Source organism: Thermobifida alba (assembly GCF_023208015.1).
Taxonomy (GTDB): domain Bacteria; phylum Actinomycetota; class Actinomycetes; order Streptosporangiales; family Streptosporangiaceae; genus Thermobifida; species Thermobifida alba.
Map to the genome: position 1 here is coordinate 3,817,736 of NZ_CP051627.1, position 18,677 is coordinate 3,836,412.

15 protein-coding genes are annotated in these 18,677 nt (G+C 70.0%); 5 read left to right on the forward strand and 10 right to left on the reverse strand.

The window, feature by feature from the left end; translation table 11 throughout:
• Nucleotides 1-20 precede the first annotated feature (20 nt).
• Nucleotides 21-1,391 carry a glycosyltransferase family 87 protein gene (locus FOF52_RS16990; RefSeq protein WP_248590915.1) on the reverse strand — a complete coding sequence of 457 codons (1,371 nt, stop codon included), beginning with the start codon at nucleotides 1,389-1,391 and terminating at the stop codon, nucleotides 21-23.
• On the reverse strand, nucleotides 1,388-4,186 hold the full coding sequence (locus tag FOF52_RS16995; RefSeq protein ID WP_248590916.1) for a transglycosylase domain-containing protein: 2,799 nt from the start codon (nucleotides 4,184-4,186) through the stop codon (nucleotides 1,388-1,390). The genes FOF52_RS16990 and FOF52_RS16995 overlap by 4 nt, the downstream gene beginning before the upstream one ends.
• A gap of 747 nt (nucleotides 4,187-4,933) precedes the next feature.
• On the opposite strand from FOF52_RS16995, the gene FOF52_RS17000 reads away from it, so the two are divergent.
• The 5 genes from FOF52_RS17000 (at nucleotide 4,934) to FOF52_RS17020 (ending at nucleotide 9,899) form a co-directional block, all read left to right on the forward strand.
• On the forward strand, nucleotides 4,934-5,500 hold the full coding sequence (locus FOF52_RS17000) for a PadR family transcriptional regulator (protein WP_248590917.1): 567 nt from the start codon (nucleotides 4,934-4,936) through the stop codon (nucleotides 5,498-5,500).
• Nucleotides 5,501-5,594: 94 nt separating this feature from the next.
• Nucleotides 5,595-6,674: an inositol-3-phosphate synthase gene (locus tag FOF52_RS17005; RefSeq protein WP_248590918.1), complete on the forward strand. Its 1,080-nt coding sequence runs from the start codon at nucleotides 5,595-5,597 to the stop codon at nucleotides 6,672-6,674.
• 418 nt (nucleotides 6,675-7,092) lie between these two features.
• Nucleotides 7,093-7,698 carry a hypothetical protein gene (locus FOF52_RS17010; protein WP_248590919.1) on the forward strand — a complete coding sequence of 202 codons (606 nt, stop codon included), beginning with the start codon at nucleotides 7,093-7,095 and terminating at the stop codon, nucleotides 7,696-7,698.
• Between the two features lie 18 nt (nucleotides 7,699-7,716).
• On the forward strand, nucleotides 7,717-9,021 hold the full coding sequence (locus tag FOF52_RS17015; protein WP_248590920.1) for an MFS transporter: 1,305 nt from the start codon (nucleotides 7,717-7,719) through the stop codon (nucleotides 9,019-9,021).
• A gap of 65 nt (nucleotides 9,022-9,086) precedes the next feature.
• A complete protein-coding gene (locus tag FOF52_RS17020; RefSeq protein ID WP_248590921.1) occupies nucleotides 9,087-9,899 on the forward strand; it encodes an alpha/beta hydrolase in 813 nt (270 codons plus the stop codon).
• Between the two features lie 25 nt (nucleotides 9,900-9,924).
• Here the strand turns inward: FOF52_RS17020 and FOF52_RS17025 are convergent, their stop codons facing one another.
• The 8 genes from FOF52_RS17025 to FOF52_RS17060 form a co-directional block, all read right to left on the reverse strand.
• Nucleotides 9,925-11,151 carry a styrene monooxygenase/indole monooxygenase family protein gene (locus FOF52_RS17025; protein ID WP_248590922.1) on the reverse strand — a complete coding sequence of 409 codons (1,227 nt, stop codon included), beginning with the start codon at nucleotides 11,149-11,151 and terminating at the stop codon, nucleotides 9,925-9,927.
• Nucleotides 11,152-11,186: 35 nt separating this feature from the next.
• Nucleotides 11,187-12,434 (reverse strand): styrene monooxygenase/indole monooxygenase family protein, encoded by a 1,248-nt coding sequence (locus FOF52_RS17030; RefSeq protein WP_248590923.1) that lies wholly within the window; start codon nucleotides 12,432-12,434, stop codon nucleotides 11,187-11,189.
• Between the two features lie 22 nt (nucleotides 12,435-12,456).
• Complete coding sequence (locus FOF52_RS17035) at nucleotides 12,457-13,686, reverse strand: styrene monooxygenase/indole monooxygenase family protein (protein WP_248590924.1); 1,230 nt, start codon at nucleotides 13,684-13,686, stop codon at nucleotides 12,457-12,459.
• A 15-nt stretch (nucleotides 13,687-13,701) separates the two neighbouring features.
• A complete protein-coding gene (locus tag FOF52_RS17040; RefSeq protein WP_248590925.1) occupies nucleotides 13,702-14,298 on the reverse strand; it encodes a GTP-binding protein in 597 nt (198 codons plus the stop codon).
• Entirely contained in the window at nucleotides 14,273-14,638 is a 366-nt protein-coding gene (locus FOF52_RS17045; RefSeq protein WP_248590926.1) for a DUF742 domain-containing protein, read from the reverse strand. The genes FOF52_RS17040 and FOF52_RS17045 overlap by 26 nt, the downstream gene beginning before the upstream one ends.
• Before the next feature lie 35 nt (nucleotides 14,639-14,673).
• On the reverse strand, nucleotides 14,674-15,096 hold the full coding sequence (locus tag FOF52_RS17050) for a roadblock/LC7 domain-containing protein (protein ID WP_248590927.1): 423 nt from the start codon (nucleotides 15,094-15,096) through the stop codon (nucleotides 14,674-14,676).
• The gene (locus FOF52_RS17055) at nucleotides 15,093-16,517 is read right to left on the reverse strand and encodes a sensor histidine kinase (protein ID WP_248590928.1); all 1,425 of its coding nucleotides are present in this window, start codon (nucleotides 16,515-16,517) and stop codon (nucleotides 15,093-15,095) included. Before FOF52_RS17055 ends, FOF52_RS17050 begins: the two co-directional genes overlap by 4 nt.
• Before the next feature lie 664 nt (nucleotides 16,518-17,181).
• Complete coding sequence (locus FOF52_RS17060) at nucleotides 17,182-18,633, reverse strand: CCA tRNA nucleotidyltransferase (protein ID WP_425265556.1); 1,452 nt, start codon at nucleotides 18,631-18,633, stop codon at nucleotides 17,182-17,184.
• Between the last annotated feature and the right edge of the window lie 44 nt (nucleotides 18,634-18,677).

The window sequence follows — 18,677 nt, forward strand, 5'->3', positions numbered from 1 at the left end:
CCGAACAGAATTCAAGGCTATCAGTTGTCAAGGTCGGAAACTCCGGCCGTCGCGGAATCCACAGCGACCAGTGCACCCACCGCGAGCAGGGAGACCAGCCGGCCGAACGCGACGACCGCGTAGGCGGTCAGCCCGATCCCCACCCCCTCCGCGGGGTGCTGGTAGGACCACAGGTAGTGCCAGATCCCGACGATGTATCCGATCTCGGCGAGCTGCCAGAGCCCGAAGAGGGCGACTGCGGCCGGCCGCAGTCGCCTGCGGCGCGGCCAGGCCAGCGCCGCCAACGGCAGCAGCCACAGCACGAACTGCGGCGACCACACCTTGTTCGTGACGAGGAAGGCCGCCACGACCAGGAAGAGCAACTGCTCCACCGGGGGCCGGCGCGGCGCGAACAGGGCCAGCAGGGCGATGCCGACGCAGGCCAGCAGCAGCGTCCCGGTGCCGACCAGGTTGACCGTCTCCAGGTCGGCGTGGGGGAACAGCCCGAGCGCGCCGAGCACGTAGTAGGCCGATCCCCAGTCGGCCCCCCGCTCCTGGCTGAAGGTGAAGAACTCGGCCCACCCCTCGGGGCTGGCCAGGTAGACGGGCAGGTTCACCGCCCCCCAGGCCAGCAGCGCGCCCAGCAGCGGGACGCCGAACCGGACGACCGCGTCCCGCCCCGCCCTGTCGCGCACCAGGTCGCGGACCATCAGCACGAAGAGCGGTCCGAAGAACAGGAACGGGTAGAACTTCGCGGCCACCGCCAGGCCGACCAGCGCGCCCGCCGCCCACAGCCGTCCCCTCGCGTAGCAGACGAGCCCGCCGACGGCGAGCACCACCGCGAGCAGGTCCCAGTTGATGGCGAAGGTCAGCACCGCGGCCGGGACCAGCGCGACGAAGACCCCGGCTATCAGCGCGGCACGCGCGTCGAACGGGCGCCGCGCCGGGACGATCCCGCCGCGGCCCACCAGCCAGCCGACGCAGACCACCGTGCCGACCAGGCACACCCCCAGCACCGCGGCGGTGGCGTCGAAGTAGCCGTGACCGCGGGACAGCGGGTCGGGCAACCAGGACACCGCCCGGGCCAGCAGGTGCATGAGCGCGCCGGTGAGCACCGGGTACTCGACCGGCTTGTCCACGTAGGGGAGGGTCCCGGAGTCCAGTCCGTCCCGGTAGTAGAGCGCGAAGACGTCGCTGTAGCACAGCGCAGGGTACTGGGTGCCGTCCAGCCACGCCCCGCCGAACCGGCACCGGGCCTTGCCCAGGTAGCCCAGCAGCGCCCCGGCGACCCCGATGGCGACGAGCCACGCCCAGTCGGCCCGACGGGCGGAAGACGCGGCGGGGGCGCCGACGGCCGAGCCGTCGACGCCCCGAGGTCCGGTCTCCCCGGACCGGTGCGGCGAAGAGGTCACTCCGGGTCCCGGTAGTAGACCTGGTTGTTACCCCAGAAGGGTCCGCGGGTGCCGACGGGGCCTCCGGGCGGCTCCTCCCCGTCCGGCGGGGGAGTCGTCTCCCCGTCGCTCGGGGGCTCCTCGTCGTCCTCGCACTCCGGCGGGGTCCACCACGGGTTGTCGCACGGGTCGTCGTCGCGCCCCGGCGGGGTGAACGACGGGACCGGCATGCTCGGCTCCGGGTCGGGTTCCTCGGTCTCCTCCGGTTCCGTCGACGGCGACGGGTCCGGGGACGGCGTCGGCGCGTTGTTGCGCACCTCACCGGCGTAGACCGGTTGGGGGAACTCCTCATGGGGCACGTCCGCCAGCACCTTGGTCATGAACGCCTTCCACAGCCGGGACGGCATCTGGCCACCGTAGATGCTGGACTCGCCGGGCAGCACGAGCGGCTGGCCGTCGGTGCGGTGCAGTCCGACCGCGGTGGAGTACTGCGGGACGAAGCCCACGAACCACGCGGACACGGCGTTGTTGGAGGTACCGGTCTTGCCCGCCATCGGACGCCCGTCGTTCAGCCGGGCGTTGTGGTCGGGAGTGATCACCTGCTGCATCGCGTAAGTGGCGTCGGCCGCGGTGTCCGCGCTGAACGCCTGGGTGCCCCCGGCCTCCAGGATGTCGGCGTCGTTGGGCACCAGTTCCTCACCGCTCTCGGTGTCGACGACGCTGACGATCAGGTGCTGGGGCATGTGGTACCCGCCGTTGGCGAAGGTCGCGAACCCGGCGGCCTGGTCGACCGCGGCCACCGACATGGTGCCCAGCGCGATGTTGGGACCGACCTCGGCCGTCTCCAGCTGCTTCTCCGGGATGCCCGCGGCCAGAGCGGTGTCGATCACCGCCTGCGGGCCGACCTCGATCGCCAACTGCACGTAGCTGGTGTTGATCGAGTCCTTGGTGGACTGGATCAGGTCGACCGGACCGTAGCTGCGGTTGCTGTCGTTGTTGACCGGCTGGGCCAGCCCGGGGAACTCCTTGGGGCTGTCGCCGTCGTAGACGCTCCTCAGGCTGATGCCCTGCTCCAGCGCGGTGGCCAGCACGTACGGCTTGAACGCCGACCCCGCCTGCTGGCGTTGGACCAGCGACTGGTTGGCGTACTGGGTGGGATCGGGACCGCCGTAGAAGGCCTTGATCTGCCCGGTGGAGGTCTCGACCATGGCGATGCCGAACTGGGTCTCCTCCGGGATCTCCTGACCGCTGTTGTTCAGGGTCTGTTCCTTCTGGTTCTCGACGACCTCCTCGGCGTACTTCATCCACTGCTCGTTGAGCGAGGTGGTGACCTGGTAGCCGCCCCGGGCGATCTGGTCGGCGGACAGGCCGTAGCGGCTCTCCAGCTCGCTGCGGACCGCCTCCTGGATGTAACCGCGGTAGCCCGAGTAGTTGTCGTCGCCCTCGATCGGCTTCGGTTCGGGGAACTCCAGCTTGTCGGCCTCTGCCCGGGTGAGCCCCCGGTCCGGGTTCTCCGCGTTCATCTCCACCAGGCCGTCGACCGTGTACGACCAGCGCTCCTGGAGGATCTCGTACATCTCGGAGCCCGGCACCGCGGTGCCGAAGTTTCCGGGCTGCTGGATGACCGTGCCGATGAAGGCGCCCTCGGCGGCGTCGAGCTCGCTCACGTCCTTGCCGAAGTAGCCCTGTGCGGCGGCCTGCACTCCGATGCCGCGGCCGAAGTAGATCGTGTTGAGGTACTGCTGGAGGATCTCGTCCTTGCTCAGGCTCTGCTCGACCTTGAACGCGATGAGGATCTCGTTGAACTTGCGGGTGTAGCGGTCGATGGCGGACGTCTCGTTGGTGGTCAGCGAGTCGTAGTAGTTACGGGCCATCTGCTGGGTGATGGTCGAGCCACCGCCCTGGGAGCCGCCGTAGACGAGACCGCGCAGCAGACCCACCGGGTTGATCGCGTTGTCCTCGTAGAAGGTGCGGTGCTCGGCGGCCAGCACGCCGTCGATCACGGTCTGGGGCACCTGGTCGATGTCGACCGGGACCCGGCTGGTCTCACCGAACTTGGTGGCCTCGGTCGTGCCGTCCTCGAAGTAGACGACGTTCGCCGCGAGCTGCGCGTCGGCCTTCGCCTCCAGGTCCTCGTGGGAGGGCGCCATCGCGTAGGCGACGCCGATCCCGGCCACCCCGAGGACGAACAGCACCGCCGCGGTGATGAGCGCGGGCTTCCACGCCTTGGCGAGGAAGCGCTTGACCGGCCCCCGCTCGTCGTACTCGTCCTCGTCGTCCCGGGCCCGGCGGCGGCCCCCGGCCGCCCCGGAGCGGGCGGCGTTCGCGCGGCGGCGACCGCTGTACCCCTCGTCGTCGGCGCGACGTCGGCGCGACGGGCGTCCGTCGTCGGGGTGTCCGTCGTCCCGGCTCCTGCGCCGGCCGCCCGGCCCGGCGCTCTCCAGCGCGGCCGTCTCCGCCGCGGCCCGGCGGCGCGGACGGTCCTCGAAGTCGTCGTCCCGGGCCCGGCGGCGCGGGCGGTCGTCGTAGTCGTCCCGCGGTGCACGCGAACGGCGCGGACGGTCGTCGAAATCGTCGTCCCTGCTCCGGGAGCGGCGCGGACGGTCGTCGAAGTCGTCCCGCGGCGCACGCGAACGGCGCGGGGGTTCGTCAGCCCAGAAACCGTCGTCCTCCCGCGGCCTACGGCGACTCGCCGCGGCGCGCTCGTCCGCGGCGTAGCCGTCGCGGCTACGCCTACCGCCGTTGCCGCGCGGTTCACCGGCCGGGCCGTCGGCCCGGCGGCGACCGCCGGCATTCCGTCGTCTTTCGGTACTCACGCGTCCTCGTTCGTCTGTTGAAGGCCGATCGGCCTGTCGACTTCTGGGGAGAGGCAGTGCCGCCTCGGGAACACGCGGAAACGCCGCGTTCCGTTTCTCCCGCTTCCGGTGTCGCCTGGGGGATCGGCGCGTGACCGAAGGCGCTGCTGAGGCGGGATCGAACCGACTGCTGCCTGACCTCCTGTCACTGGCTGATCGGGGGAAGACCTCGGAACGGCCCTGAACCCGAACGCTCGTGCCGGCGGCGGGTACGCGGAACGCCACGGGCGGGGATCCCGTGACGACCACGCGGTCGTTCCCTGTTTCAGCTGTTCACGCTGCCAGGTGTGAACGGTGGACCGGTCGTGCCGCTGACGCGTGGCGAACACCGGTCCCGCGGCAAACGGCATGCGACGGTCCTACTGGGGCGAACGTTACGTTAGGACGGTAACGCCGTATAGCACAACCCACGGGTGAGAGTACCTGGCCGCGCCGAGTACGCGCATCGTTTTCCCCAATCGGAACACGAACCGGGCGCGAGTGTCGCGAATCACCGAAAAACCCGGCAGCAGCGCGCCTTCCGCCCGTTCGACCGGTGTCCTTCCCGGTCAGCCCGGCCCCGTCAACAGGCGGGGGCTCACTCGTCGCCCCGATATATCAACCAGATACACTCATGGACGCCCAAAAAGCATGTCGGTGCGTGTTCCTCCCCCGCCCGGGGTAGAGGATTCCACCGTGTCTGACACACAGCCGGGGCGGAGGTGAGGGATGGGCGCACGCCGGACCAGGGTGCTGGAACTGGCGGTGCTGGGGCTGCTGTACGAGACCCCGCTGCACGGCTACGGGCTGCGCAAACGCCTCAATTCTGAACTGGGTGTCTTCCGGGCCTTCTCCTACGGGTCGCTGTACCCCTGCCTGAAGGAGATGCTGCGCCAGGGACATATCTCACAGCACCCCGAGGAGACCGGTTTCGGCCGACGCCCCAGGATCGTCTACCGGCTCACCGAGGCCGGGCACGAGCACCTGCACGGCATGCTCGCCGACGTCACCCCGGCAGCCTGCGACGACGAGTGCTTCGGCGTGTACTTCGCCCTGTTCGGACATGCCAGGTCGGACCTCCGGCTGCGCATCCTGCACGGCCGCCGTGACCGGCTGCTCTCCCGGCTGGAGGAACTGCGCTCTCGTCCGTCGCACACCGCCGACGACTACCTGCGGGAACTACGCCGCCACGGCGCCGAGTCCGTGGAGCGGGAGATCCACTGGCTCGACGAGCTCATCGCGCGGGAACAGCGCAGCGCTGCGCCGTCCCCGCCACAGCCGGGATCGCCGGGATGATCCTCCCGACCAGCCCCGGACCCGCGGTGCCGCCGCGACAGACATGCCCCACGCACTCAGGGATTTTCAGAATCAACAGAAGGAGACCACTGACATGGGTTCGGTACGCGTAGCCGTCGTGGGCGTGGGCAACTGTGCCGCCTCGCTCGTCCAGGGCGTCCATTACTACCGGGACGCCGATCCGGCCTCCCGCGTGCCCGGCCTCATGCACGTGGAGTTCGGTCCCTACCACATCCGGGACATCGAGTTCGTCGCGGCGTTCGACGTGGACGCCAAGAAGGTCGGCCAGGACCTGGCCGCGGCGATCACCGCGAGCGAGAACAACACGATCAAGATCTGCGACGTTCCCCCGACCGGGGTGATCGTGCAGCGCGGTCCGACCTTCGACGGACTGGGCAAGTACTACCGGGAGACCGTCGAGGAGTCCACCGAGGACGCCGTCGACGTGGTCGCGGCGCTCAAGGCCGCCCGTGCCGACGTGCTGGTCTCCTACCTCCCGGTCGGCTCCGAGGAGGCCGACCGCTTCTACGCCCAGTGCGCCATCGACGCGGGTGTGGCGTTCGTCAACGCGCTGCCCGTGTTCATCGCCTCCGACCCCGTGTGGGCGAAGAAGTTCACCGACGCGGGTGTGCCCATCGTGGGGGACGACATCAAGTCGCAGGTGGGCGCGACCATCACGCACCGGGTGCTGTCGAAGCTGTTCGAGGACCGCGGGGTGATCGTGGACCGCACCTACCAGCTGAACTTCGGCGGCAACATGGACTTCCTGAACATGCTGGAGCGGGAGCGGCTGGAGTCCAAGAAGATCTCCAAGACCCAGTCGGTCACCTCGCAGATCCCGCACGAGCTCAACGCCAGGTCGGTGCACATCGGCCCGTCCGACCACGTGCCGTGGCTGGACGACCGCAAGTGGGCGTACGTGCGCCTGGAGGGGCGCGCCTTCGGTGACGTCCCGCTGAACCTGGAGTACAAGCTGGAGGTGTGGGACTCGCCCAACTCCGCGGGCATCATCATCGACGCCGTGCGCGCCGCCAAGATCGCCAAGGACCGCGGCATCGGCGGTCCGATCCTGTCGGCCTCCTCCTACTTCATGAAGTCCCCGCCGGTGCAGTACTCCGACGCCGAGGCCCACGACGCGGTGGAGAAGTTCATCGCCGGGGAGATCGAGCGCTGAGCCGGACTCCGTCCGGGGAGAGGAAAGCGGCGCCGGGATGGTCTGGACCATCCCGGCGCCGCTTTCCTCTCCCCGGGCCCGGGTCCCCGCGGAACCAAAAGCGGGCCGCCGCCATCTCAACAAACGCAGGAAGACCAGGAGACAGAAAGGTGACAACACCGTCACCTTCCGCTGTTCCCGCAGTTTTCGGGGAATGGTCGGAAGAACCACCACGGCACCTTTCTCACCCACTGTGGCCGGCGCTTTCCTGGTTTCAGGCGCCCCGTCATCGGGTTTCACCGGAAGGGACGGCACGTCCGTGAGCTACCCCCAACCCCCTCCCTTTCCACCTGGCCAGGGACCACAGTGGCAGGGCGGCGGCTACGCCCCGCAGCACTCTCCCGCTCCTCCGCCACCCAGGAACTCGGCCGGAGTCGTCGTGCTCGTCGTCGGCGGCGTGGTCATCGTCGTCCTGGTCGTGGCGATCGTGCTGGTCTTCACCCTGGGCGGCAGCGGCTCGGGCGGCACCCCGACCGCCGACTCCCCGCGTCCGCAGGAGAGCACCTCCGACCGGACGCCGGAGGACGACGCCTCGACCCCGGACGTTCTCGGGGACGACTCGGACTGGATTCCCGACGACATCCCCGACGACGTCCCGGAGGCCCCGGGCGGGGGCCTGGCCGCCGGGGAGTTCCCCGAGGACATGGACGGCGACTGGAAGGGCACCATGACCCAGTACGGCCTGGACGGCACCTTCCAGTCCACCTGGGTCCTGGACGTCCACATGGCCGCCGGGGAGAGCACCGGCAGCGCCGAGCTCTCCCTGGAGAACGACAGGTCGTGCCAGTGGGACATCATCACCACCGGCAACACCGAGGACACCGTCGATCTGGAGTACCACACCACGGACGACGGCAACGGCAGCTGCACCCCGTTCGGCTACCTCCACTTCATCGTGGACGGCGACAACCTGTACGTCGGCGTGGCCTCCGAGCAGCCCGACGGGTCGCTCAGCACCGCGGACGGTGTACTGACCAGGTACTGACCGGCCTACCCTGGTCGGGTGTCCTTCCACGGTGATCTGCGCGAAGTGCTGCGCGGCCCCCGGTTCCGCAGGCTCTTCGGCACCCGGGTGGCCTCGCAGTTCTCCGACGGCGTCTACCAGGCCGGGCTGGCCGGATACGTCTTCTTCACCCCCGAACAGCACACCACGGCGGGAGCGGTGGCGGCGGCGTTCGCCGTCCTGCTCCTGCCGTTCTCCGTCGTGGGACCGTTCGCCGGGGTGTTCATCGACCGGTGGGCGCGCCGCCAGGTCCTCCTGTTCTCCTCGCTGGGCAAAGCGGCTCTCGCGGCGGCCACGGCGGCACTGGTGGCCCTCGGTTCGGACGGGGCGCCGTTCCTGTTGGCGGCGCTGCTCCTGCTGAGCCTCAACCGCTTCTTCCTCGCCGCGCTGTCGGCCGCGCTGCCGCACGTGGTGTCACGGGACCGCCTGGTCATGGCGAACGCGGTCACCCCCACCTGCGGTACGGCGGCCGCCTTCCTCGGCGCGGGCGCGGGCGCCGGACTGCGCCTGCTCGGCGGGGACGGCCCCCTGGGCACCGCGCTGATCCTGGCCGGCGCGGGCGCCGGCTTCGCCGCGGCCGGGCTGCTCTCCCTGACGCTCGGCCGTACCGAACTGGGCCCCGACCTGGCCGCCGAGTCCCCCCGGGTGCGGGAGGCGCTGCGGAACGTGGCGACGGGCCTGGCCGACGGCGCACGGCACATCTGGGGCCGCCGTCCGGTCCGGAACGGTCTGGCCACGATCGCCGGGCACCGGTTCCTGTACGGCGTCTCCACGATCATGACGCTGCTGCTGTACAACAACACCTTCACCGAGGGCGGCGTGGCGGGATTCGCCTCGTTCAGTGTGACGATGGCGGCCTCCGCCGTGGGCTTCCTGGCCGGCGCGGTCGCCACCCCGTGGGCGCGGGAGCGGATGCGGTCGCGGACGTGGATCGCCGCGCTGCTGGCCGCCGGGGCGGGAGCGCTGCTGGTGTTCGGGCTTCCGTTCGACGCCGCGGTGTTCCCCGTGGCGGGGTTCGTCCTCGGCGTGGTCTCCCAGGGCGTCAAGGTCACCGTGGACACCCTGGTCCAGCGGCACGTCGACGACGCCTACCGGGGACGGGTCTTCTCCGTCTACGACATGCTCTTCAACGCCGCGTTCGTCGCCGCCGCGGCGGTCGCCGCGCTGGCGGTCCCCCCGTCGGGGGTGTCGGTCCCGGTGGTGCTGGCGATGGCTGTCGGCTACGGGGGGCTGGCCCTCTCCTGGGCCGTCCCGGAGCGGAGCGGGACGGCAACGGGACGGAAAGACTCGGTTTCCGTCGAATAACTGCCGGGACCTGTCAGGTTCGTCGGGAACGATCGTCGTGTCGCGAATCCACGGGAGGAGTCCCCATGTCCGCTCTCCGTCTACCGCACCAGCGCACCGGCAGGGCCGCCGGTGTTCCCTACGTGGCCCTGCCTCCCGAAGGCGACCCCGGATCCGCGCCCCTGATCGTCGGCTGGCCCATGCTGGACTCCCCGCGCTCGGCCGCGGAGCTGGCCGCCGCACTGCCGCTGGCGGGCTCCAACGCCTGGCGGGTCTTCGTGGACCTGCCGCTCCACGGGGCGCGCACCCCCGACGACTTCGAACGCGTCCTCGGTGAAGCGCTCACCGACCCGCTGCTGAGGCTGCACGTCCCGGTCGTCCGGCAGGCGGTGCGGGAGTTTCCCCAGGTGGTGGCGGGACTGCGCGCGGAGTTGGGCGCCACCGGACCGCTCGGCCTGGTCGGCGGTTCACTGGGCGGTGCGGTCGCGTTGACCGCGCTGACCGCCACGACGGTCCCGGTCGCCGCCGTGGCGCTGGTCAACCCGGTGCTCACCGCACGGAGCCTCGTCGCGGTCGCGGAACGCGAGTTCGGCGTGGTCTACCCGTGGACGCCCGAAGCCGTGGAGGCCTCCGACCGGTGGGACTTCGTGGCCCGCGCCGCCGAGATCGCCGAGCGCGTTCCCGCGTCGGCGGTGCTCCTGGTCAGCGGGGGCGCCGACCACGCCGAGTTCCGCCGTGACGCCGCCCTGCTGCGCGACGCCCTGGGCACGGTGCTCGTCACGGTGCCCGGACTGGCGCACGCCCTGACCGACGAGGCGGACGCCGCCGCGGCGGCGTCGTCCCCGCACACCGAAGCCGTGGACGCGGAACTGGCCGCCTGGTTCGACGCCCGCCTCTGAACCCCGCCGTTGCGCGGCGTCCGGGTCAGTTCCCGGTGGCCTCGGCGAGGAAGGCCCGGGTGGCCTTCTCGTCCCCCAGCCAGCTCATCAGGTCGGCCGGGTCGTTGAAGCCCTCCACGAACCGGTCGGCCACCGCCTGGCAGGTGTTGGCGGTCTCGTACACCTCGCGGATGTGCGGCTCCCCCCTGCCGAAGACCATGATCAGGTCGTGGTGGAAGGGGCGGGCGAACGCGTCGAACTCGGCGAAGGCGGCGCGCATGAAGTCCTCGTCGAACGGCCGGTCGCCGTGCTCCAGGATCGCCTTCAGGTAGAGGGCGGCGCTGCGGCACTCGTTGTTGGCGTCCTGCGCGTAGCCCGGGGCGGTGACGACGAGGGTGTCGCCGATGCCCAGTACCTTCCCGCCCGACGGGAGCGTGGCCACCGGCTCCCGCGCCAGTGGCGCGGTGTTGTCCATGGTCACTGCCTTGGGGTCGACGAGTTCGACGTCCTTGTACACCTCGTAGAAGTCGGGAAGGTGCTCCCGCAGCGCCTCCAGCATCAGGTCCAGCTGCTGCCGGGGCCGCATCCGGGACGGCCAGGAGGCCATCGCGTCGGTGTCCGTCCCGCTGATGTACAGCAGGCGGCAGGGGCCGTTCACCGAGTAGCTGGGCAGGCTGCTGAAGTGGCCGACCCCGGGGATCCACCCACCCGCCACGATGTCGGCGTGGGGGTCGTCCTCGACCGGGGTGACGTAGGCGACCGCCGTGAGGAATCCGCTCATGCCGTACCGCGACCAGTCGTGGGTGACGGGGAACATCTCGGCCAGGCCGGACTGGCCCGCCGCGATGACCGTCAGGTCGTACATGCCGACCAGGTGGTCCAGGTCCGAGGTGGTGACCGGGTGCACCACCACCCGGCCGCCCATCTGCTCGAACAGGTCCAGCCACACCGACATCTTCACCCGCTCGTCCACCGACAGCGCGGGCCTCTTGAAGTAGCCGGTCCAGTCGTGCGCGGGGCACCAGTCGCTCTCCTCGCCGGTGATCTGGCTGCCCCGGATGGGCGGCGCCTTGTCCTGCCACAGGTCCAGCCCGTAGGCGCGCTCCAGGTCCAGCTGGTCGCTGGTGAGCAGCTGCACCGACACCGCGCGCCCGGAGGCGACCTCCTGCGCGGTGCGCGCGGTCATGATCGTGACGTCGTAGTCGTGCTGCAGCAGGCCCAGACCCAACTGCAGCCCCGCCTGCCCGGCACCGACGATCAGAATCCTGCGCATCCGTCCTCTTCCCCCTGGGTCTCCTGTCCGGCTCCTCACCTGGTCCCTCCCGCCGGTTGTGCTCCAGCAGCCTCGGTGAGGAAGGCTCGGGCGGTCCTCTCGTCGACCAACCAGCTCGCCATGTCGACGGGGTCGTCGAAGCCCTGGACGAACCGGTCGGCCACCGCCTGGCAGGTGCTGCCCGCCGCGAGCACCTCGCGGAGGTGCGGCGGGACCGTGCCGAAGAGCACCGCCAGGTCTCGGTAGAACGGCATCGCGAACTCCCGGAAGCCGGCGAAGACGGCGCGCATGAAGTCCTCGTCGAACGGCCGGTCGCCGTGCTCCAGGATCGCCTTCAGGCAGAGGTCGGCGCTGCGGCACTCGTTGTTGGCGTTCTGCCCGAACGCGGGGAGGGGGGCGATGACCGTGTCGCCGATGCCCAGCACCTTCCCGCCCGACGGCAGCACCGCCACCGGGTCCCGCATCAGCGGCGGCGAGTAGTCCATGGTCACCGCTCGGCGGTCGACGAGCCGGACGCCTCCGTACACCTCGTACAGGTGCGGCAGGTGGTCGCGCATCGCCTCCAGCATCAGGTCCAACTGCTGCTGGGGCCGCATCCGGGTGGGCCACGATCCCAGGCCGCTGGTGGAGGGGCCGCTGATGGCGATCAGGCGGCACGGGCCGTGCAGCGAATAGCTGGGGTGGGTGGTGAGCTGGCCGAGTCCCGGGACGCGTCCGCTCGTCATGATGTCGGCGTAGGGGTCGTCCTCGACCGCGGTGACGTAGGCGATCGCCGTGATGCTGGTCCTGGCCAGCGGCCGCATCCACGCGTCGGTGACGGGGAACATCTCGGCCAGGCCGGACTGGCCCGCCGCGATGACCGTCAGGTCGTACATGCCGACCAGGTGGTCCAGGTCCGAGGTGGTCACCGGGTGCACCACCACCCGGCCGCCCATCTGCTCGAACAGGTCCAGCCACACCGACATCTTCACCCGCTCGTCCACCGACAGCGAGGGTTCCCGGTAGTAGCCGACCCAGTCGTAGGCCGGCCCCTCGGCTTCTCCGCTGCCACGCACGTGGTGTCCCCGGATCTGCGGCACCTCGGCGGTCCACAGGTCCAGCCCGTGGGCGCGTTCCAGGGCGACGTGGCTTCCGGTGAGCAGCTGCACCGACACCGCGCGCCCGGAGGCGACCTCCTGCGCGGTGCGCGCGGTCATGATCGTGACGTCGTAGTCGTGCTGCAGCAGGCACAGACCCAACTGCAGCCCCGCCTGCCCGGCACCGACGATCAGAATCCTGCGCATCCGCCCCCAGTCCGTCACCGAATCAGCGCCCGGTGGCCTCGGCGAGGAACTCCCGGGTGGCCTTCTCGTCCCCGAACCAGCTCAGCAGGTCGGCCGGGTCGTTGAAGCCCTCCACGAACCGGTCGGCCACCGCCTGGCAGGTGTTGGCGGTCTCGTACACCTCACAGACGTGTGGGGGGGTCGTGGTGATGAGGACGACCAGATCGCTGTAGAAGGGGCGCGCGAACGCGTCGAACTCGGCGAAGGCGGCGCGCATGAAGTCCTCGTCGAACGGCCGGTCGCCGTGCTCCAGGATCGCCTTCAGGTAGAGGGCGGCGCTGCGGCACTCGTTGTTGCCGTTCTGGGCGAATCCGGGGCCGGTGGTGATGAGGGTGTCGCCGATGCCCAGCACCTTCCCGCCCGACGGCAGCGTGGCCACCGGTTCCCGCACCAGGGGGACCGTGGGGTCCATGGCCACCGCCTTGGGGTCGGCGAGTTCGACGTCCCGGTACACCTCGTACAGCTCGGGAAGCTGCTGCATCGCCTCCAGCATCAGGTCCAGCTGCTGCCGGGGCCGCATCCGGGACGGCCACGACGGCATCGCCATCCCCTCGACCGCCGGGGCGCTGATGGCCAGCAGGCGGCAGGGGCCGTTCACCGAGTAGCTGGGCAGGCTGACCAGGTGGCCGACCCCGGGGATCCACCCGCCCGTCTGGATGTCGGCGTAGGGGTCGTCCTCGACCGCGGTGACGTAGGCGATCGCGGTGAGGAACCCCGGATTGCCCCGCGCCGTCCACTCGTGCCGGACCGGGAACATCTCGGCCAGGCCGGACTGGCCCGCCGCGATGACGGTCAGGTCGTACATGCCGACCAGGTGGTCCAGGTCGGAGACGGTCACCGGATGGATGACCACCCGGCCGCCCATCTGCTCGAACAGGTCCAGCCACACCGACATCTTCACCCGCTCGTCCACCGACAGTGCGGGCTTCTTGTAGTAGCCGGTCCAGTCGTAGGAGACGCTGCCGTCGTTGCTCCCGCCGCTCAGCCGGCTGCCCCGGATGGGCGGCGCCTTGTCCTGCCACAGGTCCAGCCCGTAGGCGCGCTCCAGGTCCACCTGGTCGCTGGTGAGCAGCTGCACCGACACCGCGCGCCCGGAGGCGAGTTCGGTGGCGGTGCGTGCGGTCATGATGGTGACGTCGTAGTCGTGCTGCAGCAGGCACAGGCCCAACTGCAGTCCTGACTGCCCGGCGCCGACGATCAGAATCCTGCGCATGTCACTCCGGGACCGTCACCGGCTCAGCGCCGTCTCGGCGTTGAAGTTCATGGTGTACTCGACCAGTTTCGCCAGGACTCCGGCCGACTGCCGCCGGTCGCGGGCGTCGAACACGACGATGGGCACGTCGTCTTCCAGGGCCAGCGCGTTGCGGATGTCCTCGACCGGGTGCATGGGCACCCCCTCGAAGTGGTTGACCGCGATCAGGAACGGCAGATCGGTGTACTTCTCGAAGTAGTCGATGGCCTGGAAGGAGTCCTCCAGGCGGCGGGTGTCGACGATGATGACCGCGCCGATCGCGCCGCGGGTCAGGTCCTCCCACATGAACCAGAACCGGGACTGTCCGGGCGTGCCGAACAGGTAGAGGACCAGGTCGCGGGCGATGGTGATGCGCCCGAAGTCCATGGCGACGGTGGTCGTCTGCTTGTCGGGCGTCTTGGAGAGATCGTCGTAGGGCACACTGGCCTGGGTCATGATCGCCTCGGTGTTGACCGGGGGGATCTCGGAGACCGAGCCGACCAGCGTCGTCTTGCCGACCCCGAAGCCGCCGGCCACGACGATCTTCGCCGACACCTTCTTGGGGGCGCTACCCGGCGATGGCGTGAAGCCCATGAAGAATCCTCTCCAGGAGTTCGGTGTCCGCCTGCGGACCGCTGCCGACGGTGCGGTGGATCTCCACTTTGCCCTGCTGGGCGAGGTCGCTGATGAGCACGCGCACCACACCGATGGGCAACTGGACCGTCGTGGCGATCTCGGTGACCGACCGCGACTCGGTGCAGGCCAGGTAGATGTTCCGCTGTTCCGGGGTCATCCCGGAGAGACCGCCGGGCCCGGGGTCCAGAGCGGTGACGAGCGTTTCCAGCAGCAGGGGCAGGGATGGTCGGGTCCGTCCCAACGTCAGCGCGTAGGAACGGACCCGCCGGCTCGCCCCCGGCGGTGGCGTGGGGATCATGCTGCGCCCTTCCCAGATGGTTTCTTCGGCCGCCGTCAGTTGAGGATCGCTTCGCGGAGTTCACCGCGCAGCTTGGGGGTGAGCACGTGTCCGGTGTTCTCCACGAGCAGCGCCATCTGGTAGCCCACGATCTTCATGTCGCAGTCGCTGGCGGCCAGGACGGTCAGGCACGAACCGTCTCCGATCGAGGTGAGGAAGAGGTGGCCCTGCTGCATGCGGACGATGGTCTGCTCGACCTCGCCCTGGTTGAACATGCGCGAGGTGCCCTGGGCGAGGCTGAGCATCCCGCTGGCCACAGCGGCCAACTGCTCGGCCTCCTCCAGGGACAGTCCCTGGGAGCGGGCGAGCAGCAGTCCGTCGGCCGAGACCACCGCGGCATGGTTCACGCCGGGAACGTCGCGGACGAAATTGTCAATGACCCAGTTGAACTTCTCTACCTCGGAACGGGAATCGGTCATTTCTCCATCGCTCTTTCTGCACCTGGGGCGCGGTTTCCCTCACTCCTGGCGGCAATCTCCCGGGCTGCCTCGGCCTGTCCGCTGAGGAGCCCGTCCAGATCGGCGCGGATGCGTTCGGCGAATCCCGGCGGTTGCCCGGTGGAGGGCTCGGGGGCGGTGTTCCGAGGACGCTGACCGCGTACCGGACCCGTTTCTTCCGTGCTGCCCCCGCGGCGGCTCGAAGGTCCGTCCGGGGTGCGGCGGCGCTGGGGGAGCTCCCACAGTTCACCGTCGGCTGCCGGCGCGGTGGACTGCACCGGGGCGACCTGCCGGGGGGAGGAAGATCTGGGTCCTGCGGCTGTCCTTCGGCCCCGTTTGGGCTCCCGACGGGGCAGCCCGTTGGGTCCCTCCTGTGCGGTGGAGGGCGGGCTGGGGCGGGGACCGCGCTGTCTGACGGTTGGGAGGGCCTGCACCTCGGCGGGGCCCTGCGGGGGAGGCTGGGACTCCGACGCCGTGACGACCAGCGTGGCGGGAATCCGGATGTAGGCGGTGGTGCCGTTGAAGGGGCGGGTCTGCAGCTGCACGTTGACGCCCTGGCGGGCGGCGAGTCTGCTGACGACGTAGAGCCCCATGTGCCGGATGACCTCTTCACTCAGCTGCGGCGGGGTGGCGAGCCACCGGTTGAGCTGGTCGAGGCGGTCCTGGGGGATGCCGATGCCGTCGTCGATGACCTCAAGCAGGAGTGTTCCGTCCTCGCCCGACCGCCCGCGGACGGCGACCGGGAGGTTGGTCGCGGAGTAGGCGGTGGCGTTGTCCAGCAGTTCGGCGATGAGGTGGCTGAGGTCGTCGGCGGCGTCGGGGGAGATCGCCACGTCTTCGGGGAGTTCCTGGGCCCGGACCCGGGTGTACTCGCTGACCTCGGACATCGCGGCGCGGACGACGTCGAGCAGGGGGACGGGGTCGGCGTGCTTGCTCTGTCCTCCGTGGCCCGCGAGGATCAGCAGGTTCTCGCCGTTGCGCCGCATCCGGGTGGCGAGGTGGTCGATCTGGAACAGCACTTCCAGCTGTTCGGGGTCTTCTTCCTGGCGTTCGAGCTGTTCGACGAAAGCCAGCAGCGAGTCGACGAGTGTGAGGTCGCGCATGGCCAGGGACGCCAGGGCGGTGGGCAGCAGGTTCTGCGGGTCCTCGTGGAGCAGGGCCTGGGGCCCGGTGTCGGTGACGTCGTGCGTCGCGCCCCGGGCGGTCCCGGAGTCGCGGGCCGCGGGGCCCGTCGGCTGGGCCGCGGCCGCCTGCGCGGTGGCGGCGGTCCGCGTCCTGCGGCCCCCGGTCAGCCTGCGCCACCAGGACCGGAACGGCTGCCGGTGCTGGTCCCCGGGCTCAACACCGCTGGGCGGGGTTCCCTGAGGGTACGCGTCTCCACCTTCGGTGGGCTGACCTCTCACGCCCTCCCCTTACGCTCCGTGATATCGATCCGACCATTCGACCCTCGGGTCGCTTCCTGTCGCGCTCCCGGGGCCGCCGTGCGGGACGGATCTACCAGGGAAACAGGATGATGGGTGACCCTAGCAGGACCTATGAGAGTTTTTCGAGACCTGGTCGGGGGAATCCGACTTGTCTCCGCTTTCCTGTCCCAGTCTCGTGGGGTTCACCGTTCTCCCAGGTCACAATGCCTGAAGTGAAGAGGTCCCCAGAAAGGGGAATCTGATTTCCATTTTCAGGAGAGTTACTCTGAGTAACCAAAGGCGGCCCTCCCTTCCCACTCCGGAGCCTGATGCGCCGGAGATTCCCTCTCCCCACCCGCCACACGTGACAGAGATCATCCTCATGAAATGTCGTGCTGGCACAGGGAAGGAGAGCGACGGCGGCGCCGCTCCACGAATCAGTAGACCTGGGGATACCTCTTACCAGGAAGGTCACGGAAAGCAAGGGCACAAAAGGGAAAACACTGCTGGGTAACCAGGAAAACCGCCCGGGTGTCCCCGACCAGGAGCGCTCTCGCCCCAGCCCCGTCACGTTCCGTCGCCGTGAACTCCGCCGCCCGCCGATCCCACGGACCGTGCCCCCGCCCCTCCGGAACGGGGGACGACCGGAGCCCGGTCCGGCGCCTCACTCCCGCTCGGCCGCCCAGCGGCGCAGGGCCTCGGTCGCCGCCTCCTTGCCCAGGGGGCCGTTCTCCAGCCGCAACTCCAGCAGGAACCGCCACGCCTGCCCGACGAGCGGCCCCGGCCCGATCCCCAGCACCTCCTGGATCTCGTTGCCGTCCAGGTCCGGACGGATCTTGGACAGCTCCTCCTCCTGCTCCAGCCGCTCGATCCGCCGCTCGATGTCGTCGTACGCACGGGCCAACGCCGCGGCCTTGCGCCGGTTGCGCGTGGTGCAGTCGGCGCGGGTCAGGATGTGCAGCCGCGACAGCAGCGGACCGGCGTCACGCGCGTAACGACGCACCGCGGAGTCGGTCCACTCCCCCTTGCCGTACCCGTGGAACCGCAGGTGCAGGGAGACCAGCTTGCTGACGTCGTTGACGACGTCCTTGGGGAACCGCAACGCGCTCAGCCGGTTCCTGCTCATCGACGCACCCACCACCTCGTGGTGGTGGAACGTGACCTTGCCCCCCGGCTCGAAGGAGCGGGTCTTGGGCTTGCCGATGTCGTGCAGCAGCGCAGCCAGCCGCAGCACCAGGTCGGGCTCCATGCCGCGGGCCCGTTCCAGGTCGATGGCCTGGTCGAGCACGGTCAACGAGTGCTCGTAGACGTCCTTGTGCCGGTGGTGCTCGTCAACGGTGAGCTTGAGCTTCGGGATCTCGGGGAGCACGTGGTCGGCCACCCCCAGGTCCGTCATCAGGGCCACACCGACCCGCGGGTTCGGACTCAGCATCAGCTTGACGAGTTCGTCGCGGATCCGCTCGGCCGAGACGATCCGCAGCCGGTCCGACATGGCGGTCGCGGCGGTACGCACCCCCTCGTCCAGGGAGAACCCCAACTGCGCCGCGAACCGCATCGCGCGCATGATCCGCAGGGGGTCGTCGTTGAACGAGTCCTCGGCCCTCCCCGGCGTCCGCAGTCTGCGGTCGGCCAGATCCGCCAGACCGCCGAACGGGTCCACGAACTCCCCGCCGGGCAGCCGCACCGCCATGGCGTTGACGGTGAAATCCCGGCGGACCAGGTCCCCGTAGAGCGAATCGCCGTAGCTGACCTCCGGCTTACGCGACTTGACCTGGTACGACTCGCTCCGGTAGGTGGTGATCTCCACCTGCTGCCCGTTCTTGCGCAGCCCCACGGTGCCGAACTCGATGCCGATCGTCCACACCGCATCGGCCCAGCCGTCCACCAGTTCCAGGACACGCTGCGGCACCGCGTCGGTGGTCAGGTCGATGTCGTGCACCGGACGCCCCAGCAGCGCGTCGCGCACGGGGCCGCCGACGATCGCCAACTCATGCCCCGCCGCGGCGAACCGCTCACCCAGTTCGGTCACGACCGACCCGACCGAGCGCAGCAGCCGGTCGACCGCGGAGCGCTGCTCGTCCGTCAGCGTGGCCTCGGCGGCCTGGGAGTCAGAGATCCGATCCGGAAACGCACTGTTCGACACAGGCACAGAGATTAGGT